The following is a 23,684-nucleotide window of genomic DNA, read 5'->3' as shown; positions in this document are numbered from 1 at the left end:
ACGGTGCTTGCAGAAGGGAAGTTCACGTGACTCGCAAGACTCCTCAGATCGAGGAACCGTCCGAGAAAGACCTCGTTGTAGCGGACGGGCCCAAGAGCTGGGCCGCCGGTGTCCCAGGCGTGTACCACTCCATGAAGCCGGCCATCGAACAGATGGGCCTGAACCGGACCCGCAAGACCGTCATGGCGATGAACCAGAAGGACGGCTTCGACTGCCCGAGCTGCGCGTGGCCGGATCCGCACCACCGCAAGGCGTTCGAGTTCTGCGAGAACGGGGCCAAGGCTGTGACCTGGGAGGCGACTCCGGTGGTGGTCCCCGGAACTTTCTGGGCCGAGAATTCCGTCAGCGAACTGCGCAGCCGGTCCGAGTACTGGCTTGGAATGCAGGGCCGGCTTACCGAACCGGTATACAAAGCCGCCGGCGAGGACCACTACAAGGCGGTCAGCTGGGACGAAGCGCTCCGGCTTGTGACCGACAAGCTCAAGGGGCTGGACTCCCCCGATCAGGCGGCGTTCTATACCAGCGGCCGGACGTCGAACGAGGCCGCCTTCCTCTACCAGCTGATGGTCCGCGGCTACGGCACCAATAACCTGCCGGACTGCTCCAACATGTGCCACGAATCCTCGGGCTGGGCAATGGGCCAGACCATCGGCATCGGCAAGGCCACAGTCAGTTTCGACGACTACGCCCAAGCCGACCTGATCATCGTCATGGGCCAGAACCCGGGCACCAACCACCCCCGGATGATGACCGAACTCGAGGCGTGTAAGAACAACGGCGGCGAGATCGTGGCCGTCAATCCCCTTCCCGAGGCCGGCCTGCGCCGCTACAAGAACCCGCAGGAGGTCAAGGGCGTTATTGGCAACGGCACCCAGATCGCGGACCAGTTCCTCCAGATCCGGATCGGCGGCGACATGGCCCTGCTGCAGGCTGTGTCCAAGCGGGTGCTCGACGCCGAAGCCAAGAACCCCGGGAGCGTCCTGGACCACGCCTTCCTGGCCGAACACTGCGAGGGACTCGAAGAGCTTAAGGAGCACCTCGCCCAGCTGGATGAGCGCACGGTGCTCGAAGCCACGGGCCTGCGCAGCGAGGACATCGATGAGCTCGCCGCCCGCTACCTCAAGGCCGAGAAAGTCATCATCACCTGGGCCATGGGCATCACGCAGCAGAAGAAGGGTGTCGCCACCATCAAGGAGATCATCAACCTCCTGCTGCTGCGCGGCAACATCGGCAAGCCGGGCGCCGGCGCCTCCCCCATCCGCGGGCACAGCAATGTGCAGGGCGACCGCACCATGGGCATCTGGGAGCAGATGCCGCAGTCCTTCATGGACGCCCTCGGCAAGGAGTTCGACTTCGAACCGCCCCGCGAGCACGGCACGGACGCCGTCGAGACCATCAATAAAATGCGCGCGGGCGAGATCAAGGTCTTCGTCGCCCTGGGCGGCAACCTGGTGGGGGCCATCTCGGACACCAATGCCGCCGTGGCTGCCATGCAGAACACGGACATGACAGTCCAGATCTCGACCAAGCTGAACCTCTCGCACACTGTGACGGGCCGCGAGGCGCTAATCCTCCCTACGATGGGCCGGACCGAGATCGACATCCAGGAATCCGGGCCCCAGTTCGTTTCCGTGGAAGACACCGTCTGCGCCGTGCACCCGTCCTGGGGAAGCGTTGAGCCCGTTTCCCATCATCTGCTCTCGGAGCCCGCCATCGTGAGCCGGATGGGCAAACTCCTGGTGGGCGACAAAATCAAGGCCGACTGGGACGGCTATGAGAAGAACTACGACCTCATCCGCGATCACATTTCGCGGGTCGTGGGCGGCTGCAAGGACTACAACCAGCGGATCCGGCAGGAAGGCGGGTTTATCCTCGCCAATGGTCCCCGCGATTCCCGCACCTTCCCCACGCCGACCGGCAAGGCGGTGCTGACTGTCAACGATCTGGAACTTGTTCAACGGCCGGAGGGAACCCTGATCCTGCAGAGCATGCGCTCCCACGACCAGTTCAACACCACTATCTACTCGCACAACGACCGCTACCGCGGCATCAAGAAGGGCCGCCATGTGGTCTTTGTGAACCCGGACGACATCGCCGAACTCGGTCTGGCCGACGGGCAGGACGTGGACGTCCACGGCGTGCACGACGACGGCGAGGAACGCGTGCTGCGCAAGTTCCGCGTGGTGTCGTTTCCCACCGCACGCGGCTGCGCGGCTGCCTATTACCCTGAGGCCAACGTGCTGGTGCCGCTGAACCATACGGCCGAGGGCAGCAACACACCGGTCTCAAAGGCGGTCATCGTCCGGTTTGAGCCGAGCCTGGACCAGACGCCCGAGGGCGCGGCAACGGTCCCCGCCGGGGTGGCCTCACCCTAGGCTCACAACACCAGGCACACAACTCTAGGCACACGCCGGCGCGGGGCGGGGCCACGGGACATGCCCAACCCCGGCCCCGGCGACTGGACATAACACCAATCTGTCCATCCCTGAACCCAACCGTGGAGCATGTCCCGTGCTGGCGGGGCGGGCCTACAGCGTGGCCGCGTTACTGTGCCCTCTTGGTTATTGGGCCCTCTTGGCCCAGCCTTCCTCATCCGGGCCGCCGGACTCGCCGTGCTCGCAGAGCTCAATGACTTTGTTGGACGCGGCGTGTACGGCCTCCTGCGTGCCCTTGCGGCCGTTGGTGGACGCGGTGCCCGCCGCGTAGCCCACGATGAACGCGCTGATGGCGTCTGCGTGAGGACCGACGGCTTTGACGGATTCTTCGGCGACCTGGACGATCTTTTCGTGGTCGACTTCCAGGTCGAGGATCTGCAGCGCCTGAATCAGACGGCTGCTCCAATGCCGCAGCGAGCTGTCTTCGTCTCGGGACAACGTCATTGCTACTCCTTCTCGCGGGGTGAATGGATCGCCTAACCCTCAAGGGGTAGCACCCGGCCCGGCGTTTCGCAACGCGACACAGCGGCAGGCGACACAGCGGGAGGCGCCTCAGCTCCAGAGTGCAACGTGGAACTTGGACCCCCGCCGTTCCAGCCCCCGTGAACCGCCGGGGGCCACCATGGCCGCGGTGGCATCGGCGGTGCCGGCAAACCTCTGCAGGGTCCGCGCCATGGTGGTGGCCCGGCGGCGGTCCAGCGTACTGGCCCACCAGAGCCCGGAAATCGGCGTTCCGGTCACCGGGACACGGGCCAGGGATCCGCTGCGGATTTCAGTCCGGACAATATGGCCCAGCGCCAGCATGGTTCCCTCGCCCGCCCTGACGGCGGCGAGGGCCTCCGTCTCGCTGCTCAGCCGGACGATCTCCGGCGCCACTGCCTGGGACGCCAACCAGCGGCCCTCCTCGCTGGCCGCCTGGATGCCGGCGGGACCGGCAAACCACGGCCGGCGCAGCAGTTCGGCCAGCGCCACCGGTCCGTGCAGGGCGGCGAGCGGATGCCCGGCGGCCGCCACGACGATCCGCTGGTACCGCAGGAACGGGACGGAGTCGATGCCGACGTTGGCAGAACCATTGCGGACGGGGGGCCTGGCTCCGAAGGCGATGTCATAGACGCGTTCCAGCATCAGCGGGGCAATGTCCTCGGCCTCCTCCACCACAACATCGACGGAGGCGCCGGGGACCCGGCGGGTGAACAGGTCCAGCAGGCGGCCAGCCGCGTGCTCGGCAAACGGCGCCGTGGCCACGATTTTCAGGCGACCGGTCTCGGTCTGAGCGTGGGCCACCTCCCACCGGGCCCGGTCCGCCAGTCCCACGATGTCCTGGGCGTGTTCGGCGAGGGCCCGGCCCCCGGGAGTCAGCGCGATCCCGCCGTGGGCGCGCACGAAGAGCGGATCACCCAGATCCTGCCTGAGGGCGGCAAGCGCTGTCGAAACGGCCGGTTCGCTGACTCCGAGGTGGACAGCGGCCGCGTGGAGAGAGCCCAGCTTGGCCACCAGGGCGAACGTCCGCAACTGTCCCAATGTCATCGCCACGGCTTCATAACCTTTCGCTTATGACGATATTGACAGCCCACTCAGGCCGGGGCAAGACTGACCTCAATCCGGCGCTACGCTGCCGCTGCACCACGCCGCCGGTCGTTCGGAGTGAGGTAGGGACTATGCAGATTCCGGCTCCATTTGACTACGTCCGCGCCACCAGCGTGGACAACGCGCTGGAACTTCTCGCCCGGTACGGCCCCGAATCCCGGGTGGTGGCCGGCGGCCACAGCCTCCTGCCGATGATGAAGCTTCGCCTCTCCCGGCCCGAATGGCTGATCGACATCAATGACCTCTACGAGCTCGATTTCATCCTCCGTGACGGCAACAAGCTACGGGTCGGCGCCCTGACGCGCCACACCACTTTGCTTGAGTCGGAGGAGGTCGCCGCGCTGTTCCCCATTGTGCGGGACGCCGAACTGGTGATCGCCGACCCCGTGGTACGCAACCGCGGCACCATAGGCGGCTCGCTCTGCCAGGCCGACCCCGCCGAGGACCTCTCCACCGTTTGTGATGTCCTTGCCGCCCAGGCGGTGATCCGCGGGCCACGCGGCGAGCGCATCCTGCCCATGTCCGAGTTCCACCGCGGACCTTACGAAACCGCGGTCGGGCAGGATGAGCTGCTCTGCGAACTCAGGTTCGGCATCCGGCCCCGCACGGGCAGCGCCTATGAAAAGGTCGAACGCCGGGTCGGGGACTGGGCAGTCGGTGCCGCCGGCGCCGCAGTCACCCTCGCCGCGGACGGGACCGTCGACGACGCCGCCGTCGGACTCACGGCGCTGGGCCTTGACCACCTGGTGTCCGATGCCGCCGCGGCGCTCCGCGGCAGGCGTCCGGACGAGGAACTGTTCGCAGAGGCCGGCAGGCTGGCCGCGGCGGCCTGCGATCCGGTGGCGGACCAGCGCGGCCCGATCGACTACAAGCGGCACCTCGCCGATGAGCTCACCCAAAGGGTGCTGCGGCGGGCCTGTGCCCGCGCCGCCCAGATGCAGGAAGGCTGAAGCCGATGCAGATCAGCATGACCGTCAACGGCAACGACGTCACCAGCGAGATCGAGCCCCGGGTGCTCCTGGTCCATTACATCCGCGAGGTCCTGGGCCTCACCGGTACGCACTGGGGATGCGACACGAGCAACTGCGGGACGTGTGTGGTCCTGATGGACGGACAGCCCGTGAAGTCCTGCACTGTCCTGGCCGCCATGGCCGCGGGGCACGACATCCGGACCGTTGAGGGACTGGCCACGGGCGGCACCCTCGACCCCGTCCAGCAGGGCTTCATGGAGGAGCACGGGTTGCAGTGCGGCTTCTGCACCCCGGGGATGATGCTCACGGCACGCGCGCTCCTTGATAAGAATCCGCACCCGGACGACGCCGAGATCCGGCGGGCCATTTCCGGGCAGATCTGCCGGTGCACGGGCTACGCCACGATTGTCCGTTCGGTGCAGTGGGCGGCCGCCCATCCCGTCGGCACCGGCCTGGACGACGCACCCGCCGCCGACCGTTCTGCCGCCACCGGCCTGGACGGCACCGACACCGGCGTCCCGGATGTCGGGGCAGAGACAGCGGAGACAGGCACGGAGGTGAAGGCATGACTGTCATCCATGACCGGCCGTCAAACCCGGCCGCCGGCGACGAGGACCGCCCGATCGGCTACGGCCGTATCCAGCGGAAGGAAGACCCGCGCTTCGTGCGCGGCAAGGGCCACTACCTGGATGACATCGTGCTGCCGGGGATGCTGCACGGCGCCATCCTGCGCGCTCCGGTGGCGCACGCCCGGCTTGTGTCCATCGACACCACTAACGCCCTGGCGCATCCCAAAGTCGTGGCAGTCATCACCGGCAAGGACCTCCTGGGCTTGAAGCTGGCGTGGGCACCGACGCTCTCCGCGGACGTCCAGGCCGTGCTGGTCACCGACAAAGTCCGGTTCCAGGGCCAGGAAGTAGCGTTTGTGGTGGCCGAGGACCGCTACGCCGCCCGGGACGCGCTGGAGCTGATCGACGTCGAATACGATGTGCTTCCCCCGCTGGTGGACGCCCGCAAGGCCCTTGACCCGGACGCGCCGGTGATCCGCGACGAGATCGACGGCAGAACGGACAACCGGATCTTCGACTGGGAGATTGGCGACAAAGCCGAAACCGATGCGGTGTTCGCCGCCGCCGACGTCGTGGTCAGCCAGGAGGTGGTGTACCCCCGGGTCCACCCCGCACCGATGGAGACATGCGGCGCCGTCGCGGATTTCGACGCCGTCAACGGCAAGCTGACCCTCTACGAGACCACCCAGGCCCCGCACGCGCACCGGACCTTGTTCGCGATTGTGGCCGGCATCCCCGAGCACAAAATCCGGATCGTCTCCCCCGATATCGGCGGGGGTTTCGGCAACAAGGTCGGGATTTATCCCGGCTACATCCTCGCCGTCGTCGGCTCGATCGTTTCCGGGCGTCCGGTCAAATGGGTGGAGGATCGCTCCGAGAACCTGATGTCGACCTCGTTCGCCCGGGACTACATCATGCAGGGCGAAATCGCGGCGACCAAGGAGGGCAAGATCCTGGCCCTGCGCACCCATGTGCTGGCCGACCACGGCGCGTTCAACGCCACCGCCCAGCCCACCAAGAACCCGGCCGGATTCTTCTCCATCTTCACCGGCAGTTACGACCTCAAGGCCGCCTACTGCTCCGTCACCGGCGTCTACACCAACAAGGCACCCGGCGGGGTGGCCTACGCGTGCTCGTTCCGCGTCACCGAGGCCGTCTACCTGGTGGAGCGGATGGTGGACGTCCTGGCCCGCAAGCTGGACATGGACCCGGCGGAGCTGCGGCTCAAGAACTTCATCAAGCCGGAGCAGTTCCCCTATGCCAACAAGACCGGCTGGGTCTACGACTCAGGCGACTACGAGGCCGCCATGCGCCTCTCGATGCAGCTCGCCGGGTACGAGGACCTCCGCCGCGAGCAGGCCGAAAAACGCGAACGCGGGGAACTCATGGGCATCGGCGTGGCCTTCTTCACGGAAGTGGTGGGGGCCGGCCCGCGGAAGCACTTCGACATTGTTGGCCTCGGCATGGCCGACGGCGCCGAACTGCGGGTGCACCCCACCGGGAAGGCCGTGGTCCGCATCTCGGTGCAGAGCCAGGGCCAGGGCCACGAGACCACCTTCGCCCAGATCGTGGCTGAGGAACTCGGCATCCCGCCGGAGGACATCGAGGTGGTCCACGGGGATACGGACCAGACCCCGTTCGGCTTGGGCACCTACGGAAGCCGCTCGACGCCGGTCAGCGGCGGCGCCGTGGCCCTCGTCGCGCGGAAGGTGCGTGAGAAGGCGAAGCTGATCGCCGGGGCCATGCTTGAAACCCGACCCGAGGACCTCGAGTGGGAAAAGGGCCGCTGGTTCGTCAAGGGCGATCCCAGCGTCGGCAAGACCATCGCCGAGATCGCCATGGGCGCCCATGGCACCGTTGCCTTGCCCGAGGGTGTGGACGGCAACCTCGACGCGGAAGTCACCTACGACCCGCCAAACCTCACTTTCCCGTTCGGCGCCTACATCTGCGTCGTAGATGTCGACCCCGGCACGGGTCAGGTCAAGGTGCGGCGCTTCGTGGCGGTGGATGACTGTGGCACGAGGATCAACCCGATGATCATCGAAGGCCAGGTGCACGGCGGTCTGACGGACGGCGTCGGCATGGCGCTGATGGAGATCATCGAGTTCGACGAGGCCGGCAACTGCCTCGCCGGGTCCTTCATGGACTACCTGATCCCCACGGCCATGGAAGTGCCGGACTGGGAAACCGGATTCACGGTCACCCCGTCCCCGCATCACCCGATCGGGGCGAAGGGCATCGGCGAGTCCGCCACCGTCGGCTCCCCGCCGGCGATCGTCAACGCCGTCGTCGATGCCCTGGCGCCGTTCGGCGTCACCCACATGGACATGCCCTGCACCCCGGCCCGCGTCTGGGCCGCCATGCAGGGCCGGGCCAGGCCGCCGATCTGATGCCCACCATCGCAGAGACCCTGGCCGCCAGGGCCGATGAACTCGCCAGCCGCCGCGAGCCGTTTGTCCACGCCACGGTGGTCCGTGCCCAGCGTCCGACGAGCGCGCACGCCGGGGACACGGCCCTGGTGCTGCCCACCGGGGAGATCCAGGGCTTTGTGGGCGGGAACTGCGTCGAGGCATCGGTGCGCGAATACAGCCTGCAGGTCCTCGCCTCCCAGGAACCGCTCCTGTTGCGCGTGCTGCCCGGGGAACCGTCCCTCACCGCGGAAGAGGGCGCCGTCGAGGTCTCCAACCCCTGCCTCAGCGGCGGGGCGATCGAGATCTTCCTCCAGCCGCGGATTCCGGCGCCCCGGGTCCTGGTGGTGGGTACGACGCCGGTGGCGCAGGCCCTGGCGACGCTCGGTTCCGGCGTCGGCCTCGAAGTTGAACTGACGGACGGCGAATCCGCCGATCCGCGCGGCGATGACGCGGCACTGATCGTCGCCTCGCACGGAAAAGCGGAAGAGGGTGCGCTGGAGGCGGCCCTGCGCGCGGGTGTCCCCTACGTTGCCCTCGTGGCCAGCGAAACCCGCGGCGCCGCCGTCCTGGAATCGCTCGACGTCGACGACGCCCGGCGGGCGCGGGTTTTCACGCCGGCCGGGTTGCAGCTCGGTGCCCGGACTCCCGGGGAGATCGCGCTTTCAATCCTGGCCCAGCTGGTTGGTGAACGGTCCAAGGCAAGGCGCGCGTCCCCGCCCCTAGCGGCGGACGCTGCCACCACGCCCGCAGGCATGGAGGCGCCCACGGAGTCAGGGCCCACGGACTCAGGGCCGGCGAGCGCGGTCGACCCGGTATGCGGCATGTCCGTCCCGGCCCTCAAGTCGTCCCTGCACCTGGAACACCACGGGGTCACGGTCTACTTCTGCTCCCCCGGCTGCCGGGCCGCCTTCCGCAAGGATCCGGAGCGCTATGCACTCGCGACCTGAATCGCTGAGGCCGGCCGGAAGCCCCGAGCCCCGGATTGCGGGAATCATCCTGGCCGCTGGGGCGTCCAGGCGCCTGGGCCAGCCCAAGCAGCTCCTGCCCTACGGCACGGGGGTCCTGCTCGGTGCCGTCCTGGCGACTGCCCGGGACTGCCCCTTCGGCCAGACGGTGCTGGCCCTGGGCGGCGCGGCGGCCGAGGTAGGGCGCACCGTCGACACCAGGGGCTGCGATGTGGTGCTCAACCCGGACTTCGGCGACGGGTGCGCGTCCTCGATCGCGACGGCGCTCGCGGCCCTGCATCCGGATACCGACGCCGTGGTCCTGTTGCTCGGCGATCAGCCCGGTGTCCGGGCGGCGAGTGTCCGGGCCGTGCTCGGCGCCCTCCAGCCCGGTTACGGCGCCCCTTCGGCCGGCGCCGCTCCTGCTGCCGTAGGCGGCATCGCGGTGTGCCGCTACGACGACGGCGTGGGCCACCCCCTTGCGTTTGCCCGGCGCCTGCTGCCGGATCTGGCCGCCCTGCACGGGGACAAAGCAGTCTGGAAGCTCCTCGAACAGCGGACGGACGACGTCGTCGAGGTCCGCACACCCGGTCCCATCCCCTTGGACGTGGACACCGAGGAAGACTACCGGCGCCTGCTTGACGGGCTGCAGGGGGCCGTATGACGACGGCGGCGCGGGCCGGCGCGGAGGAGGACGTCCGGCGCCGGGTCCCGGATGTGGGGTCGCTGATGGCCGCGCTGGACCGCACCAACTACCTGGCCGATGCCGGGCTGGCAACGGCCCTGTTCCTGGCCGTCCGCCTGCCGCAGCCCATCCTGCTCGAGGGCGAGGCGGGAGTCGGGAAAACGGAGGCCGCGAAGGCGCTGGCCGAACTCCTCGACACCCCGCTGTACCGGCTGCAGTGCTACGAGGGAATCGACGCCGGTGAGGCCCTCTATGAATGGAACCACCAACGCCAGTTGCTCGGCATCCGGCTGGCCGAAGTCCGCGATACCGAGGTCACGGAAACTGACCTCTTCGCTCCCCAGTACCTTTTGCGGCGGCCGCTCCTGCAGGCGCTGGAGCATCCCGGCCCGCGGCCTGCCGTGCTGCTCCTGGATGAGATCGACCGCGCCGACGCCGAATTCGAGGCCTTCACGTTTGAACTGCTGGCGGAATCCGCCGTCACCATCCCGGAGCTGGGCACAATCCGCGCCGCCCATCCGCCCATCGTGATCCTCACTTCCAACCGGACGCGGGACCTTCATGACGCCCTGACCCGCCGCTGCCTATACCACTGGATCGACTACCCCGGACCGGCACGGATCGCCGAGATCGTGCGCCGTCGGGTTCCCGCCAGCAGCGGCCCGTTGGCGCTCCAGGCCGCGTCCGTCATCACCCGGCTGCGCACACTGGACCTCGCCAAGCCCCCGGGCATATCTGAGGCAATCGACTGGGTCTCGGCCCTGGCTGTGCTTGGGGTGGCACGGATCGAGCCCGGCATTACCGAGCAAACGTGGGGCTCCATCGTCAAGAACCGCGATGACCTCGAACTCGTCGGCTCCCGCGGCGCGGCCTGGCTCGTGGAGGGCAACGATGGCTGAAGACCACGGGCCCGCCCAAACCAGCAGCGCCACCGATCGGCCGCCGCGAGTCGAGGCAGCAGCCTTGTCCGCCGCGTTCGTCACAGCAATCCGGAGGGCTGGGCTTGCTACGTCGCCGGACCGGGCCGCACGGCTGGCCGAGGCGCTCCACCTGATCCCCCCTGCCCAGCTTGAGCAGCTGTACTGGACCTGCCGCGTGGTGCTCGTGTCCGCGCGCGGACAGGTGCCCTTGTTTGATGCCGTCTTCGCCGCCGTGTTCGGCCCAAATGCCAGCGCGGCTCAACCGGGCCGGGTGGCCCGCCCGGCACTGCCGGCGCCGCCCACACCGCAGCCGCAGCCGCAGACCCGGCCCGCGGCGCCTGGCACCCGGGAGGGGGGCGCGGCCGAGGGGACGCGCCGGCATCCGCGCGTGGCCTTCCCCGGCCGGGACAGCTCGGCCCAGGGCCTCCGCGCCGATCGGGATGCCGTCCTGGCCATGGTTTCCGGGGACGAACACCTTAATGTGACTTCCTTTGCAGAGCTCTCTGCCGATGAAGTGGCTGAGGTGCGGCGGCTGGCTGCGGCGCTGCAGCTGGCGACACCGCTGCGCCTGAGCCGCCGCACACGCACATCGGCACACAGCACAGCGAGCCTGGACGTCCGGGCGACGGTTCGCACTGCCCGGCGCTCCGGAACCGACGCCCCACTGCTGCTGTACGCCCGCCGGCGCAAGCAACGCCGCAAACTGGTGCTGCTGTGCGATGTTTCCGGATCGATGGAGCCCTACGCGCGCGTCTTCATCTCCCTGTTGCAGGGCGCTGTGACCGGGGCAGGGGCCGAAGCCTTCGTTTTCTCCACGAGGTTGACCAGGCTTACGCGGCAACTGGCCCTGCGCGATGCGGACCAGGCTCTGGCCCGCGCCGCCGTCGCCGCGCCCGACTGGGCCAGCGGAACCCGGATCGCCGAATGCCTCCGGCGCTTCGTCGACGAGCACGGCCGCCGCGGACTGGCGCGGGGCGCCGTGGTGGTGGTGTTTTCGGACGGCTGGGCGTCCGAAGATCCGGAACAAGTCGCGGCGCAAATGGCCCGCCTGCGCCGGCTCGCCCACAGGATCATTTGGGTAAATCCGCGGAAGGCGGCCCCGCAGTACCAGCCCTTGGTGGGCGGCATGGCAGCAGCACTGCCCTACTGCGACGCATTCGTCAGCGGCCACAGCTACCAGGCGTTGGCCGAGCTGACAGCCGCAATTCGGGGTGACGGCAAGCAACCGGGCCAGCGGCACGGACGAGCGAGAGGCAAGGAACCAGCGCATGCAAATTGACAGCACCTTCTCGGTGGTCGCACCGATAAGCCAGGTGTGGGACACACTGATGGACGTTGAAAGGGTGGCCGGATGCCTCCCCGGGGCCAAGATCCTGAACAAGCTCTCGGAGGACGCCTACCAAGTGGGCATGACGGTAAAGCTGGGCCCGGTCACGATGCAATACAAGGGCCTGCTGAACGTCATTGAAAGAAACGCCTCGGAACACCGCGCCGTCCTTGGCGGCAAGGCCCAGGAAACCCGCGGACAGGGCACCGCCGAGGCCACCGTCACCCTGACGCTGGCCGAAGACGGCGCGGCCACGCGGGGGTCCGTCAGCGCAGATCTCGCGCTGTCCGGGAAGGCCGCGGCCATGGGCAAAGGGGTGATCGGGAGCGTCACGGAACAGACGATGTCCCTCTTCGCGAATAACCTCCAGGCCATGCTGGCAGAGGGAACACCTCCAGTCCCGGAAGCACCAGCCGAAGCGGTCCCGGCGGCTGTCCCGGAGCCGGTGCCGGCGTCTGTCCCGGCGGCTGTCCCGGAGCCAATGCCGGCGTCGGCCGCGCCGGGCGGCAGCCTGGATGCGCTGAGCCTGGCCAAGGGAATCGCGGCGGAGCAGCTGTCCAGCCCGGTGAAAGTCCTCGGTGTCGTCGCCGTCGTGGCGTGCATCGCCTACTGGGCCGGCCGGCGTTCAGCGTTCCGGATGCTCCGGCTGTGCGGCAGGCTCTGAGGAGCGACTATGCGCGATGTCCTGGCGGCCATGTTGCCTGACTGGCGGAGGGGTGCCACCGCAGGCCTGGCCACGGTCGTGAGTACTTTCAAGTCGGCACCCCGGCTCCCCGGCGCCGCCATGCTGGTGACGGCCGACGGCGAGGCCGTGGGCTCCGTCTCCGGCGGCTGCGTCGAAGGTGCCGTGTATGAGCTGGCCACCCAAGTCAAGGACGACGGCGAGCCGGCCCTGGTGCGCTACGGGATCAGCGACGACGATGCCTACGCCGTGGGCCTGACCTGCGGCGGAATCATCGACATCTTCGTTGAACCCGTCTCCCAGCGCCGCTTTGCCGAACTCGCCGCCGTCGCGCAGGACATCGCCGCCGGGCGCCGCGTGGGGGTCGCCACGGTCATCGAACACCCAGATGCCGACCGCGTGGGGCGCCACCTCATCGTCAGACCTGTTGGCTGCGAAGGCGACCTGGGCTCGGACCGGACTAACCGCGCCGTCGGCGACGACACCCAGGGCCTCCTGGCGGCCGGGCGGACGGGCATCCTGCACTACGGCGTTGACGGCGAGCGGCTCGACACCGGCATGCGCGTCTTCTTCGCGAGCTACGCGCCCCCGCCACGCATGATCGTCTTCGGTGCCATTGACTTCGCCGCGGCGCTGGCCCGGCTGGGCGCTTTCCTGGGGTACCGGGTAACCGTCTGCGATGCGCGGTCCGTTTTCGCCACCCCCGTGAGGTTCCCCGACGCCGCCGAGGTGGTCAACGCGTGGCCACACCGGTATCTGAGCGACCAGTTCGCCCAGGGACTGCTGGATTCCCGGGCCGTGCTGTGCGTCCTGACCCACGATCCGAAGTTCGATATCCCCGTCCTGGAGGTGGCGCTGCGCGGCAGCCCAGTAGCCTTCATCGGCGCCATGGGATCCAGGCGCACGCACGAGGACAGGATGGCTCGGCTGCGCGAGGCGGGATTGGGCGAGGCCGAATTGTCGAAGCTCCACAGTCCCGTGGGCCTTGATTTGGGCGCCCGCACGCCCGAGGAAACGGCCGTGTCCATCGCCGCGGAATTCATCGCCCAGCAGTGGAGCGGCAGCGGGGAGCCGCTGCGGCAACTCGGCGAACGGATCCACCACGACGAGCAACTGTGAGCGCGCCGAAATGAACAGGCGGCCGTGAAGTCGGACGGGGCCGCCAGCGGGAGGGCCACCCCGGGCGTAAGCTCGACCCATGGCGAGATACTTCGATGTGCACCCCGAGAACCCCCAGGCGCGTTCCATCCACCAGGCGGTGGAAATCGTTCGCTCAGGTGGCCTGATCGCCTACCCCACCGACTCCTGCTATGCGCTCGGCGCGCAGCTGGGAAGCCGGGAGGCACTGGACCGAATCAGGAGCATCCGAAACCTCGACAGCAAGCACCACTTCACGCTGGTCTGCAAGGACTTCGCTCAGTTGGGCCAGCTCGTCCAGATCGACAACGACGTTTTCCGGAGCATCAAGGCCGTCACGCCGGGCAGCTACACCTTTATTCTGCCCGCCACCCGGGAGGTCCCCAAGCGGCTACTGCACCCAAAGAAGAAAACAGTCGGCGTGCGCATCCCGGACAACCATGTGGTCCAGGCACTTCTCGCTGAGCTCGGCGAACCGCTGCTGTCCAGCACACTGCTGCTTCCGGATGAGGAAGAACCTCTTACGCAGGGCTGGGAGATCAAGGAGCGCCTAGACCACGTCGTGGATGCCGTGATCGATTCCGGCGACTGCGGTGCTGAGCCAACCACGGTCATCGACTTCTCCAGCGGCGTCGCGGAAGTCGTGCGGCGGGGCATGGGCGATCCGTCCCGCTTCGAGTAGCCGGAGATACCCGGCAGCGGCCCAGCGTCCGCTTCGCGCTGCGTCCGGTGCCGGCTAGGCGCGCAGGGCAGCGCGGAAATCTAGGCGCGGCAGGCTAGGCGGTTTCCGCCGTGCTCGCCTGCCGGTTCCGCAGCCACCGACGAACGAGGTCGATGGCGGCAACAAGCCCCGCTAGGGGCGACAGGACCGCTGCGGCATAGACGAACATCATCCAGGTCAGGGTGGTCACCGGGGACTGGCGGGTGCTTAGGAGGGACAGCCCGCCGAAGAAGCCTAGGATCCAGAACAGGATGACCCCGGACAGCACTGCAGCTGCGGGGAAATACTCGTTCGTGACGACTTTCTTCAAGGTTTCCATGGGCCCTCCTCACGTCCGGCGGTGGGACTGCCCGCCAGGGTCATTCCCAGTATGGGGCCCTACCCAGTGGAATTTCCCTAGAATCACGGCCACGTGACGAAGCTAACTCCTCGTTCAGGCGGTGCCGGCGGCGCGGGTCCTCAAACTGGAGCGGCCGGCCCGCCGGAGCGCGGGATGCAGGGGGTCAAACCGCGGCCCGGACGCGCTGGAGGAAGGAATCAAGCACCCGCCCGGCGTTCTCATGCATGCGCCGCGATTCCGCCGCCGGCAGCTGTCGGCTCTTTGGACCGTTCAACCGCTCCCCCAGATAAAGCAACGCCGCCAAGACCTCGGAGAGTTCGGAGTTACCTTCCGCGCGCTGCCGCAGGAGCCGCAGATGTGCCTCTTGCAGGGCCGGGCCGGGGGTGCAGCCAAGGTCGCGGTCAAAGAGCCTGCGGCACCGGTCATAGGCCGCCAGGCCTTCCGCCGGCAGGCCGGCCTGTTCATAGGCTGTCACCAGAACTGTCCAGGCCCGCTCGTTCAGGGGTTCCGCCCGAATGGCGGCCTGAACCAGATTGACGGCTTCGTCCGGTTTGTTCAGCAGGGCCGCCGTTTCGGCCGCGAGGATCTGCAGCGCCACCTTCTCCGCGGCATGGCGTGCGCGCGCCTCTTCTGCCCAGTCAGAGGCAAGTTCGAACCCGAGCAGCGGCTCGGCAGAGATCTCGAGGGCCTCGAGCATCAGAGGATACGCCTCATCCGGAAGCAGCTCACTGGCGTCGCGGACCAGTCCACGGAACCGGAACAGATCAAGATCCACGAGGGTGGGGTCCAGGACGTAGCCACTATTGGCCGTGCGGAGCGGACCGGTCTTGGTCTGGCCTGGCTGGATGGCGCGCCGGATACCGCTGATATAGCTTTCCAGCGTCGCCACGGAGCCGTCACTCGCGCCGGCGCCCCAAAGAAGATCGATGAGGCGGGTCTTGGACACCGGCGTACCAAGGTTCAGCAGCAGAATTTCCAGAATGTGCCGGGGTTTGCAGCCCCCCATGTCAGCGGCGGTAAGCGCCGCGCCGTCACGGCGTACTTCGAATGATCCGAATAGGCGGACCGAAATGGAGGGTGTAATTTCCGTTGGGTTACCCACGATGTTCTCCGATTTCCCCAGGTAAAACGAACTCAATCGTCTGCGAAGAGCCAGAGCAACAATGAAACAAGGCCTTACTGAGACCCGGTTTCCTCCGGCTTCCAATGACACCGTGGCACGCCCCCGCTGGGCGCAACAAGGCGTGCCGGTACCCGATCTCTCGCCCAAAGAAAGACGCGTACAGGGGTCAGTACCGTTGCGTAAGGACGTGGAGCGGCGGGCAGGTATTTGAGGCGCCAAACGAGTAATTCCGCAGGCCGCCGCAATTTGGATCCAAGTAGTTTAGCGGGGCAGGAATTCGGCCCTGGCTGGAGTTATTCAGCGGGCGGAATCGCCATGTCTGGGCTGGAATTCCCTACTGGTTGTCGGTCATCTCCGCGGGCACCGCCACCAGCCGCAGGTCCGAGCCGTCACGGAGCACGGCAAGCTCCAGAGGCTCCCCGATCGCTTCGGCGAACAGCAGTTTCTGAAGACTCTCGGCGTTGGACACGTACATCGGCCCGACCTTCAGGAGGATGTCACCGGCCCGCAGCCCGGCGCGTTCGGCGGGCGAACCTGGGAGGACTTCGACCACCAGCAGCCCCTCCCTGCGCCCTGTCCGGACGACGGCGCTTGGCTGCAGCTGGATCGGAGTGTTCACCAGACCCAGGTAGGCCCGGCGGACACGGCCGTCCTTGAGCAGCGAAGCGATGATGCGCCTGGACGTGGCGTTGATGGGAACAGCCAGTCCGAGGCCGACTCCTGCCACGGCTGTGTTGATACCGACGATCCGCCCGCGGGCGTCCGCCAGCGCACCGCCGGAACTGCCGGGGTTGAGGGCCGCGTCGGTCTGGATGACGTCCTCGATCACGCGCCGGCTTCGTCCGGACCAAACGGGGATGGAACGGCCCAGCCCGCTTACCACCCCGGCGGTGACGGAGCCGGCGAGCCCGAGCGGATTGCCCACGGCGATGACCAACTGGCCGACCCGAAGGGACTCGGCGTCGCCCATTTCCGCCGGTGCAGCCGTAGGGGCCCTGCCATGGACCACCGCAAGATCGGACAGCGGGTCGGCGCCCACCACGTCAACAGCAGTGGCGGTGCCGTCGGCGAAAACCGCGTGGCCGGACTGGGCGCCGCCCACCACGTGGGCGTTGGTGAGCAGATATCCGTCGGTGGTGAACAGTACGGCCGAACCCGCGCCGACCCGGAGCCTGCCGTTGCGCCCGTTGCCGGTCATTTCCAGCGCTGCGACGTGCTGTGTGACAGCCTCGGCCACGCGGATGACCGTTGCGGAATAGGAATCCAGCGGGTCTTCGGACACATCGGATCCGGATACCCTACTGATGGACGCGGCCACTGTGCACCTCCTGGTTGCCGGTACTCATCCAAGTCAACCACCGCCGCCCCGGCTGTAGTCCTGGAGTGCCTACGCCGTCAGTGAAATACGCCGGATGAAGCGGCAACGGTGCAACAGTTCAGCCCCGCGCGGATCCCCGACTAGGCTCGGACGTAGATCCGCCCGACAGCCCAGGAGAACCTACGTGACATCAGCGTCCGCTTCCCCCGCTCCGCTCCCCCTGCCGGGCCTGACCTGGGGCATCAAGCGCAGCTTCATGGATTACATTTCGGGACTCCCTGACGGTGCGGTTTCCGCGGCCGACGGCGCCACGGTGACCGCGTCCGGCGAGTTCTGTTTCGCACCAGCCGGTTCCGAGTACGATCCCGCCAGCGGCACCGGCGTCCTCCGGTTCCGCGGCGACGTCCGCGTCGCCGGACACCACGGAATGATGTTCGTCCGACTCTTGGATCCATGGGTCGAGTTCACGGCCGGGCACGGGGTCCTGTCGATCAGCACGGGCGACGGCGGCGGGAAGGACCGCTCGGACGTCGGCACCCTGCGTACTGCCGCGCCCCGCAACATGGAAGGGTTTCTGGTCTGGGAGCGCGTCGAGGTGGCCGTATCCCAGGCCGGTTCGGAATTGTTCGACGGCCAGTACGCCGACGGCCAGGCCATGGACCCCCTCGTCATCCGGGTGCCCGCCTAGAGAGGACGGGCCACGGTGCGGACCCTAGCGGGGTCGGGCCGGACGCACCCTCACCGGTGCGATGATCTCGATCAGGACGACGGCGGTGATGGACCCTGCCGCCATGATCGAGGCGAGCACGACGATCTGGAAGCGGCCCGCTTCCAAGGGTGAAAGCCCGCCGAAGATCGCACCCACGAACGCGCCGGGAAGGGTGACAAGGCCCGTAGTCTTGGTCTGGTCGGTCGAGGGGATGAGGGCTGAATAGACAGCGCGCCGTGCCAGCTCCAATGTCGATTGGCGCCGCGTCGCTCCTAGAGCAAGCCACGCCTCAACTTCATCCCAGTGTTCATTCACGGACTCGGCAAAGTGCCGGCCGGCCAGTGTGGCAATGGTCATCGCGTTGCCGATCACGATCCCTCCGATGGCCAGCGCGTATCGGGGCGTGAACGCGATTGCGCCCGTGCCGAAGACGATCGCCAAGGTCACCAGGATGCCCGCCGCCATGGAGCCACCCACCGTGGCCAGGCGGGCCCAAGTCCACCCCAGCCGTCGTGCGGCCGTCACGGTTGCCACCGAGAACATCACGAGAAGTGCGGCGCTGACCCAGACCGGACTGGTGATGACACTGCCCAGTACCAGGCTAATGACGGCCAGTTGCGCAGCCCCGCGAAGGATGGCCAGCGCCGCCGCGGTCCGGTGCGGGATCCGGAAAACCGCCAGCAGGACCACAGTGACCAGCATCAGGAGCCCGACGCCCAGCAACGTGGGCAGGAGATCAACGGAACCGGTCATCACGCCAGCCTATAGACCTTCCCACCCACAAAATCGGCAGCATCCGCTGTCGACTGCTTTTCCGCGCCGAAACACACCGGCCGTGCTGGGCAGCCATCCGTGCGTCTGCAAGGATGTGAACTGTCGTCGCGCCGTCGAGGACCGAAGTTCATCGAAGGAGACGCTCCATGGTTGAACCCGCCCTTGTAACTGACGGGGTAGCTAACGAGGCCCGCCGGCATGTGCTCCGGGCCCTGGCGTCGGGCACGGGCATCGGGTGGGCCGGACCGGACCGGGCCGCCTTCGAAGAGCGCTTCGACCGCCACTTCCCGGCCTTGTTCCGTTTGTTCCACGATCTCTACAGCGCACGGCACGATTGGCTGGATCAGCTCACGGACCTCGTGATGCAGTCGGCCCGCTCGTGGGCCGAGAGGCCGTCCGAGCTCAAGAGCCTCGACGCCGACCGGGAACACAACAGTGGCTGGTTCCAGGCCAACACCATGCTCGGCGGTGTCTGCTATGTCGACCGGTATGCCGAAGATCTGGCGGGGGTCCACGCCCGGATCCCCTATTTCAAGGAACTGGGCCTCACCTATCTGCACCTGATGCCGCTGTTCCTGGCCCCCGAACCCCATTCCGACGGCGGCTACGCCGTCTCCAGTTACCGGGACGTCAACCCGCAGCTGGGCACCATGCAGCAGCTGCGTGAGCTTGCCGCCGAGCTGCGGGCGAACGGCATCAGCCTCGTCGTCGATTTCATCTTCAACCACACCTCCGATGAGCACGAATGGGCCCGGAAAGCGGCCATGGGCAACCCGGCGTACAGCGACTACTACTGGATCTTCCCGGACCGGTCGATGCCGGACGCGTTCGAGCAAACCGTGCGCGAAATCTTTCCGGACGACCACCCCGGCTCCTTCATTGAAATACCCGACGGACGGTGGGTCTGGACCTCCTTCCACACGTACCAATGGGACCTGAACTACTCCAACCCGGACGTCTTCCGGGCCATGGCCGCTGAGATGCTGTTCCTGGCCAACCAGGGCGTGAACATACTTCGGATGGACGCCGTCGCCTTCATCTGGAAGGAGCTGGGCACCCCCTGTGAAAACCTGCCCGAAGCCCACACGCTGCTGCAGGCCTTCAATGCCGTATGCCGGCTGGCCGCGCCGTCGCTGCTGTTCAAATCCGAGGCGATCGTCCACCCCGATGAGGTGGCCCGGTACATCGACCCCGCCGAGTGCCAGCTCTCCTACAACCCCCTGCAGATGGCCCTGATCTGGGAGGCGTTGGCCACCCGCGACGTTTCGCTGCTCACCCAGGCCCTGGAGCGACGCCACAATGTCCCGGAGGGCACGTCCTGGGTGAACTACGTCCGCAGCCACGACGACATCGGCTGGACCTTTGCGGATGAGGATGCCGCCGAGCTTGGCATCGATGCCTTCGAGCACCGGCGGTTCCTCAACTCCTTCTACGTCAACCGTTTCCCCGGAAGCTTCGCCCGTGGCGTGCCCTTTCAGGACAACCCCCGCACCGGCGACTGCCGGATTTCCGGCACCACCGCGTCGCTGTGCGGGCTGGAAAGTGGCGCAACCGCGGCGGTGAACCGCATCCTGCTGGCCCATTCGGTGGCCTTCAGCACCGGGGGCATCCCGCTGCTGTATCTTGGCGACGAAGTTGGACAGTCCAACGACTACCACTACGCCGTTGAGGACGGTCACGGAAGTGACAGCCGCTGGGTGCACCGGCCCCACTATCCCGCGTCGCGCTATGCCCAACGCGCGGATCAGGAAACCCCCGCCGGCGCGGTCTACACCGGGCTGCGCCGGATGATTTCCGTGCGGTCCGCGACGCCGGAGCTAGCCGGCACCAAGCTGGTCGGGTTCGCCACGAACAACCCTGGCGTTCTGGGGTACCAGCGTCCGGGAGATGGAACGCTGGTCCTCGTGCTGGCCAACTTCAGCGACGGCCCCCAGGAGGTGCAAGGGGTGACGCTCTCCGGCTTCGCGGCCGAAGCCGTTGACATCCTGACCGGCGCCCACCTGCGCCTGGACGCGGGACTCCTCCTGCGCGCCCAGCAGTTCCTCTGGCTCCGGGTGATGCCCCGGCTATGAGCGGTCCGCCCTCGGCTTATGGGCATGACGGGCCGGAAAGTGGCTGTGGTGGCCGCCAATTGCGCCGCTATGACGCGGTAGTATCCGGCCGCACGCTGGTTGAGGAGAGCGTGCGGCCGGAAACTCGGTACGGACGGCTCCGTGGCCTCCGCTGGCCGGTCTTCGGCGGCCTGTTCCCACTGTCCCGCATACCGCTGAGAAGAGACTGAGAGCGGCCTCTCCCCGAGTGGACGGTGCGCCGATGGGCCGATCCGGGGTGCCTCCGGCTATGGGACGGGCGCCAGGTGGCGGCGATGCTGGCACGGTGGTTGTCCTGATCCGCGCATGGGCGCATTCTTGGAACATGGCACTGGGCACACGAGCCACGTCCGGCCGTCCCGGCAGCGGCGAGATTCGCTGGGGCGTGCGGAAGCAATCAACGGCGGTCGCCGTCGGCGTCGTTGCCGTGGCGCTGCTGCTTGGCGGCGTGCTCCTCCTGATCCTGCTGCAGGCATCCCTGGCCAGGTCCAGCGACGGCGCAGCCCGGCAGAAGGCCCTCGATGTGGTCGCCGAAATGGAGGATATGGACGTCGCGGATGCCCGCGCCTACATCATTGATACGGCGCATGCGGGCCAGTTCGTCCAAGTATTGGATACCGGGGGGTACGTATTGGCTGCCTCGGATGCCGAGGTCGCCAGCACGCCGCTGTCAGCCCAGCGGCCCAGCCCGGGCCAGACCATGACGCAGGATGTCTCAGGCCTTCCGAGCATCGGCGACAACGACGACTATCACATCGTCACCGTGGGAGCGCGGACGGGCACACTGAGCTATACGGTGGTTGTGGCCCAGGCGTCTCAGATACAGGCGGACACCATTTCCACGGTTGCGTGGTTCATGCTGGGAGCCACGCCGCTGCTGCTGCTTACCGTGGCCGGGTCCGTGTGGCTCCTCGTGGGGCGATCCCTGCGCCAGGTGGAACGGATCCGTGGCCAGGTGGCCCGGATCAACGCCGAGCGGCTGGACGGGCGCGTCGATGTGCCGCCCACCAACGATGAACTCCAAGCCCTGGCGCTAACCATGAACACGATGCTGGACCGGCTGCAGGCCTCGGACACTGAACAGCGCAGGTTCGTCTCGGACGCCAGCCACGAGCTGCGCAGCCCGCTGGCCACGCTGCGGGCCGGAATCGAGATCGCGGCTGCGGACCCAACCGGGGCGATGTGGCTGCAGATGAAGGATGTCCTCACCGAGGAGACGACCCGAATGAGCTTCCTCGTCGAGGACCTGCTGACGCTGGCCAAGGCCAATGACGGCGGCCTGAAGGTGGAGCAGAAGGACGTCGACCTTGACGACGTGTTGGACCAGGAGATCCGCCGGCTGCGGTCCACCAGCCGGAACGAGATTTCGGTGGAACTCGTTCCGGCTCGGATCCGCGGCGACGCTCGCCGGCTCACCCAGGTCCTGCGTAATGTCCTGGACAATGCCGACCGCCACGCCCTTTCCCGGATCGCGGTGGACCTGCGCACCGTCGGGGACCGGGTCATCATCACGGTCGACAACGACGGCGACCCCATCCCTGAGGCGGATCGGGAGCGGATCTTCGAACGCTTTGTCCGGCTCGACGGCAGCCGCTCCCGGGAAGGCGGCGGCAGCGGACTGGGCCTGGCCATCGCGGCGGGAATTGTGGCGGCCCATCACGGGAGCATCCGTCCGACGGACGGACCAGCGGGTCACTGCCGGTTTGAGATCGCCTTTCCCCGTTCGGAACCGGCAGAACCGGCGGACCTCACGCCTCGCGAGTCCCGGCGGCATGGGGTTCAGGAATCGGGTCGGCGCTGAGCAAATAGCCCATACCACGAACGGTGGTCAGGCTGTGGAGCCCAAACGGGACGTCGATTTTCCGCCGAAGGTAGCCGATATAGACCTCCACAACGTTGTTCGCGCCTTCGAAAGCCGGGTCCCAGACGTTTTGCAGAATCTCCGCCTTTGAGACGATTTGGTCGTGCCGGCGCATCAAGTAGTGCAGGAGCCCATACTCCCTGGCCGTGAGGCTGATGAGGGTGTCGCCGCGGTGCACACTGTGGCTGACGGGGTCCAGCGACAAGGTCCCAAGCGTCATGATCACTGGCCGGGCTGGCGCTCCGCGCCGGATCAGCGCCCGGATCCGGGCCACCAGCACCAGGAAGCTGAACGGCTTCGTGAGATAGTCGTCAGCTCCGAGGTCGAAGGCATCGGTCTGGTCGTATTCGCCATCCTTGGCCGTGAGCATCAGAACCGGGGTCCAGACTTTGCGTTGCCGCATTTCCTTCAAGACGTCGTAGCCGTTCATCCGGGGCAGCATGAGGTCCAGGAGGATGGCATCGTACTCGTTCTCCAGCGCCGCCGAGAGGCCGCGCACGCCGTCGTGCGCGACGTCGACCACGAAGCCCTCGTTCTTCAGTCCGCGGCGGACTGTTTCCGCCAGGGCATGCTCATCCTCGACCATCAGAATCCGCACTCCGGCCCCCTCCCTTTGGGCCAGTATGGCCCTTCCCGGGCCGGGCTGGAAGGAGAACCTGGCGTAGACAGGGCGAGGGCCGTGCTCGCCGCCGTACGGTTAGGCCGGCTGGGCAGGCCCGAAAAGCCAGCCCGAAACATCGCTGCGCAGGATTACGTGGGGTCCTCCGGTGGAACTGACGCTCCCGTTGGGGACGTAGTAGCCGCGGCCGGCCCCAGGGCCGCCGGCCGCTCGGTCAATCGCGTCGGTAAGGCGCCGGGTCAGGTGCCCGCTGGGGCCAAGGGACCGCAGTTCGTTGAGTTCGTCCTGCGTGAGCCGTCCCAGTACTGCAGCGATATCGGCCATGGTGAATCCCTCCCGACGGGTGGTGCGGATGGAGCGGCTGGAGCCCAGATTGGATGGTCCCTAAAGAATCAGGCTAGGGCACGCAAATTAACGGCACATGTCGTCCCGGTGACCAGTGGCGAACGAAGCGGGAAGGG

The 23,684-nt window shown here is 67.4% G+C and carries 22 protein-coding genes; 14 read left to right on the top strand and 8 right to left on the bottom strand.

Translation table 11 applies throughout. The annotated features are described in order from the left end of the window. Positions 1-26 precede the first annotated feature (26 nt). On the top strand, positions 27-2,375 hold the full coding sequence (locus AC1DKQ_RS03910) for an FdhF/YdeP family oxidoreductase (protein WP_476883268.1): 2,349 nt from the start codon (positions 27-29) through the stop codon (positions 2,373-2,375). Between the two features lie 186 nt (positions 2,376-2,561). Here the strand turns inward: AC1DKQ_RS03910 and AC1DKQ_RS03905 are convergent, their stop codons facing one another. Together AC1DKQ_RS03905 and AC1DKQ_RS03900 are read right to left on the bottom strand one after the other, a co-directional pair. Beyond that, positions 2,562-2,879 carry a DUF6457 domain-containing protein gene (locus AC1DKQ_RS03905; RefSeq protein WP_476883267.1) on the bottom strand — a complete coding sequence of 106 codons (318 nt, stop codon included), beginning with the start codon at positions 2,877-2,879 and terminating at the stop codon, positions 2,562-2,564. A gap of 108 nt (positions 2,880-2,987) precedes the next feature. Beyond that, positions 2,988-3,962: a LysR family transcriptional regulator gene (locus tag AC1DKQ_RS03900; protein ID WP_476918366.1), complete on the bottom strand. Its 975-nt coding sequence runs from the start codon at positions 3,960-3,962 to the stop codon at positions 2,988-2,990. A gap of 131 nt (positions 3,963-4,093) precedes the next feature. Here AC1DKQ_RS03900 and AC1DKQ_RS03895 point away from each other — a divergent pair, with 131 nt between their 5' ends. The 10 genes from AC1DKQ_RS03895 (at position 4,094) to AC1DKQ_RS03850 (ending at position 14,350) form a co-directional block, all read left to right on the top strand. Further along, positions 4,094-4,972 (top strand): FAD binding domain-containing protein, encoded by an 879-nt coding sequence (locus AC1DKQ_RS03895; protein WP_476918263.1) that lies wholly within the window; start codon positions 4,094-4,096, stop codon positions 4,970-4,972. Between the two features lie 5 nt (positions 4,973-4,977). After that, positions 4,978-5,562 (top strand): (2Fe-2S)-binding protein, encoded by a 585-nt coding sequence (locus AC1DKQ_RS03890; protein ID WP_476918262.1) that lies wholly within the window; start codon positions 4,978-4,980, stop codon positions 5,560-5,562. After that, positions 5,559-7,952: an aerobic carbon-monoxide dehydrogenase large subunit gene (locus tag AC1DKQ_RS03885; RefSeq protein WP_476918261.1), complete on the top strand. Its 2,394-nt coding sequence runs from the start codon at positions 5,559-5,561 to the stop codon at positions 7,950-7,952. The genes AC1DKQ_RS03890 and AC1DKQ_RS03885 overlap by 4 nt, the downstream gene beginning before the upstream one ends. Further along, positions 7,952-8,920, top strand: a complete 969-nt coding sequence (locus AC1DKQ_RS03880; protein WP_476918260.1) for an XdhC family protein — start codon at positions 7,952-7,954, stop codon at positions 8,918-8,920. The genes AC1DKQ_RS03885 and AC1DKQ_RS03880 overlap by 1 nt, the downstream gene beginning before the upstream one ends. Continuing rightward, positions 8,904-9,581: a nucleotidyltransferase family protein gene (locus AC1DKQ_RS03875; protein ID WP_476918259.1), complete on the top strand. Its 678-nt coding sequence runs from the start codon at positions 8,904-8,906 to the stop codon at positions 9,579-9,581. Before AC1DKQ_RS03880 ends, AC1DKQ_RS03875 begins: the two co-directional genes overlap by 17 nt. Further along, positions 9,578-10,501 carry an AAA family ATPase gene (locus AC1DKQ_RS03870; RefSeq protein WP_476918258.1) on the top strand — a complete coding sequence of 308 codons (924 nt, stop codon included), beginning with the start codon at positions 9,578-9,580 and terminating at the stop codon, positions 10,499-10,501. Before AC1DKQ_RS03875 ends, AC1DKQ_RS03870 begins: the two co-directional genes overlap by 4 nt. Further along, positions 10,494-11,801, top strand: a complete 1,308-nt coding sequence (locus AC1DKQ_RS03865; RefSeq protein WP_476918257.1) for a vWA domain-containing protein — start codon at positions 10,494-10,496, stop codon at positions 11,799-11,801. Before AC1DKQ_RS03870 ends, AC1DKQ_RS03865 begins: the two co-directional genes overlap by 8 nt. Further along, positions 11,791-12,513: an SRPBCC family protein gene (locus AC1DKQ_RS03860; protein ID WP_476883259.1), complete on the top strand. Its 723-nt coding sequence runs from the start codon at positions 11,791-11,793 to the stop codon at positions 12,511-12,513. Before AC1DKQ_RS03865 ends, AC1DKQ_RS03860 begins: the two co-directional genes overlap by 11 nt. 9 nt (positions 12,514-12,522) lie before the next feature. Next, a complete protein-coding gene (locus AC1DKQ_RS03855; protein ID WP_476883258.1) occupies positions 12,523-13,650 on the top strand; it encodes an XdhC family protein in 1,128 nt (375 codons plus the stop codon). A 79-nt stretch (positions 13,651-13,729) separates the two neighbouring features. After that, complete coding sequence (locus tag AC1DKQ_RS03850) at positions 13,730-14,350, top strand: L-threonylcarbamoyladenylate synthase (protein ID WP_476883257.1); 621 nt, start codon at positions 13,730-13,732, stop codon at positions 14,348-14,350. A gap of 94 nt (positions 14,351-14,444) precedes the next feature. Here AC1DKQ_RS03850 and AC1DKQ_RS03845 read toward each other — a convergent pair whose 3' ends face one another. The 3 genes from AC1DKQ_RS03845 to AC1DKQ_RS03835 form a co-directional block, all read right to left on the bottom strand. Next, positions 14,445-14,708 (bottom strand): hypothetical protein, encoded by a 264-nt coding sequence (locus AC1DKQ_RS03845; protein WP_277523809.1) that lies wholly within the window; start codon positions 14,706-14,708, stop codon positions 14,445-14,447. Positions 14,709-14,892: 184 nt separating this feature from the next. Beyond that, positions 14,893-15,831 carry an AfsR/SARP family transcriptional regulator gene (locus AC1DKQ_RS03840; protein WP_476883256.1) on the bottom strand — a complete coding sequence of 313 codons (939 nt, stop codon included), beginning with the start codon at positions 15,829-15,831 and terminating at the stop codon, positions 14,893-14,895. 355 nt (positions 15,832-16,186) lie between these two features. Beyond that, positions 16,187-17,134, bottom strand: a complete 948-nt coding sequence (locus AC1DKQ_RS03835) for a S1C family serine protease (RefSeq protein ID WP_476918256.1) — start codon at positions 17,132-17,134, stop codon at positions 16,187-16,189. Positions 17,135-17,354: 220 nt separating this feature from the next. Between AC1DKQ_RS03835 and AC1DKQ_RS03830 the strand changes: the two genes are divergently transcribed. Then, a complete protein-coding gene (locus AC1DKQ_RS03830) occupies positions 17,355-17,858 on the top strand; it encodes an HtaA domain-containing protein (RefSeq protein ID WP_476883254.1) in 504 nt (167 codons plus the stop codon). Between the two features lie 24 nt (positions 17,859-17,882). On the opposite strand, the gene AC1DKQ_RS03825 is transcribed toward AC1DKQ_RS03830, so the two are convergent. Continuing rightward, positions 17,883-18,632 (bottom strand): ABC transporter permease, encoded by a 750-nt coding sequence (locus AC1DKQ_RS03825; RefSeq protein ID WP_476883253.1) that lies wholly within the window; start codon positions 18,630-18,632, stop codon positions 17,883-17,885. Between the two features lie 167 nt (positions 18,633-18,799). Here AC1DKQ_RS03825 and AC1DKQ_RS03820 point away from each other — a divergent pair, with 167 nt between their 5' ends. Further along, positions 18,800-20,725, top strand: coding sequence for an amylosucrase (locus AC1DKQ_RS03820; RefSeq protein WP_476883252.1), 1,926 nt, complete (start codon positions 18,800-18,802; stop codon positions 20,723-20,725). Positions 20,726-21,068: 343 nt separating this feature from the next. Beyond that, positions 21,069-22,544 (top strand): sensor histidine kinase, encoded by a 1,476-nt coding sequence (locus tag AC1DKQ_RS03815; RefSeq protein WP_476883251.1) that lies wholly within the window; start codon positions 21,069-21,071, stop codon positions 22,542-22,544. On the opposite strand, the gene AC1DKQ_RS03810 is transcribed toward AC1DKQ_RS03815, so the two are convergent. Both AC1DKQ_RS03810 and AC1DKQ_RS03805 read right to left on the bottom strand, forming a co-directional pair. Further along, positions 22,492-23,202 (bottom strand): response regulator transcription factor, encoded by a 711-nt coding sequence (locus tag AC1DKQ_RS03810; protein WP_476883250.1) that lies wholly within the window; start codon positions 23,200-23,202, stop codon positions 22,492-22,494. The two genes, AC1DKQ_RS03815 and AC1DKQ_RS03810, sit on opposite strands and share 53 nt — an antisense overlap. 99 nt (positions 23,203-23,301) lie before the next feature. Further along, positions 23,302-23,547: a hypothetical protein gene (locus AC1DKQ_RS03805; RefSeq protein WP_277523824.1), complete on the bottom strand. Its 246-nt coding sequence runs from the start codon at positions 23,545-23,547 to the stop codon at positions 23,302-23,304. Between the last annotated feature and the right edge of the window lie 137 nt (positions 23,548-23,684).

The sequence above is a fragment of the Arthrobacter sp. 05L421 genome (assembly GCF_056397785.1).
This window is presented reverse-complemented; position numbering and strand designations above follow the sequence as displayed.

Excerpts from the sequence above, each read along its gene's own strand:
- AC1DKQ_RS03905 (WP_476883267.1), bottom strand. The coding sequence starts at position 2,879 with ATGACGTTGTCCCGAGACGAAGACAGCTCGCTGCGGCATTGGAGCAGC.
- AC1DKQ_RS03900 (WP_476918366.1), bottom strand. The coding sequence starts at position 3,962 with ATGACATTGGGACAGTTGCGGACGTTCGCCCTGGTGGCCAAGCTGGGC.
- AC1DKQ_RS03895 (WP_476918263.1), top strand. The coding sequence starts at position 4,094 with ATGCAGATTCCGGCTCCATTTGACTACGTCCGCGCCACCAGCGTGGAC.
- AC1DKQ_RS03890 (WP_476918262.1), top strand. The coding sequence starts at position 4,978 with ATGCAGATCAGCATGACCGTCAACGGCAACGACGTCACCAGCGAGATC.
- AC1DKQ_RS03885 (WP_476918261.1), top strand. The coding sequence starts at position 5,559 with ATGACTGTCATCCATGACCGGCCGTCAAACCCGGCCGCCGGCGACGAG.
- AC1DKQ_RS03880 (WP_476918260.1), top strand. The coding sequence starts at position 7,952 with ATGCCCACCATCGCAGAGACCCTGGCCGCCAGGGCCGATGAACTCGCC.
- AC1DKQ_RS03875 (WP_476918259.1), top strand. The coding sequence starts at position 8,904 with ATGCACTCGCGACCTGAATCGCTGAGGCCGGCCGGAAGCCCCGAGCCC.
- AC1DKQ_RS03870 (WP_476918258.1), top strand. The coding sequence starts at position 9,578 with ATGACGACGGCGGCGCGGGCCGGCGCGGAGGAGGACGTCCGGCGCCGG.
- AC1DKQ_RS03865 (WP_476918257.1), top strand. The coding sequence starts at position 10,494 with ATGGCTGAAGACCACGGGCCCGCCCAAACCAGCAGCGCCACCGATCGG.
- AC1DKQ_RS03860 (WP_476883259.1), top strand. The coding sequence starts at position 11,791 with ATGCAAATTGACAGCACCTTCTCGGTGGTCGCACCGATAAGCCAGGTG.
- AC1DKQ_RS03855 (WP_476883258.1), top strand. The coding sequence starts at position 12,523 with ATGCGCGATGTCCTGGCGGCCATGTTGCCTGACTGGCGGAGGGGTGCC.
- AC1DKQ_RS03850 (WP_476883257.1), top strand. The coding sequence starts at position 13,730 with ATGGCGAGATACTTCGATGTGCACCCCGAGAACCCCCAGGCGCGTTCC.
- AC1DKQ_RS03845 (WP_277523809.1), bottom strand. The coding sequence starts at position 14,708 with ATGGAAACCTTGAAGAAAGTCGTCACGAACGAGTATTTCCCCGCAGCT.
- AC1DKQ_RS03825 (WP_476883253.1), bottom strand. The coding sequence starts at position 18,632 with ATGACCGGTTCCGTTGATCTCCTGCCCACGTTGCTGGGCGTCGGGCTC.
- AC1DKQ_RS03820 (WP_476883252.1), top strand. The coding sequence starts at position 18,800 with ATGGTTGAACCCGCCCTTGTAACTGACGGGGTAGCTAACGAGGCCCGC.
- AC1DKQ_RS03815 (WP_476883251.1), top strand. The coding sequence starts at position 21,069 with ATGGCACTGGGCACACGAGCCACGTCCGGCCGTCCCGGCAGCGGCGAG.
- AC1DKQ_RS03805 (WP_277523824.1), bottom strand. The coding sequence starts at position 23,547 with ATGGCCGATATCGCTGCAGTACTGGGACGGCTCACGCAGGACGAACTC.